At 80.2% G+C, this 359-nt stretch carries 1 pseudogene; it reads left to right on the top strand.

Annotated features, from left to right (window positions below):
- Positions 1 to 359 (top strand): annotated as a pseudogene (locus tag PUR71_RS02765) (hypothetical protein); the annotation flags it as partial.

Here is a 359-nt window from a genome sequence, read left to right as displayed (position 1 = left end):
GTCCAGGCCGTCGAGGTCGTGGAGGCGGTCGAGGCTGCCGCGCCCGAGGCCGAGCAGGCCCAGCCCGCCGCCGAGGAGGCCGAGGCCCCCGAGGCCCCCCGTCCCGCCGCCCCCCACGACCCCGACCAGCCCGCGCCGGCCGCGCCGCAGGCCGTCGACGTCGAGCCCGAGACCGAGCCCGCCCCCGAAGCCGAGCCGCCGGCCGTCGTCGTCGAGGCGGTCGTGACGGAGGCCGTCGAGGCGCCCGTCGCCGACGAGCAGACGCAGGCCGAGCAGCAGCCCGTCCCCCAGGACGCCCCCGTCGACGGCGAGGCCGACGACGAAGACCACCAGGACGTCGCCCAGCAGGCCGCCCAGGG

This window comes from Streptomyces sp. SP17BM10 (assembly GCF_036322405.1).
In the GTDB taxonomy this organism is placed as follows: Bacteria; Actinomycetota; Actinomycetes; order Streptomycetales; family Streptomycetaceae; genus Kitasatospora.
The sequence above is the reverse complement of the archived record's forward strand: the minus strand, read 5'-3'. Positions and strand labels throughout refer to the sequence as shown.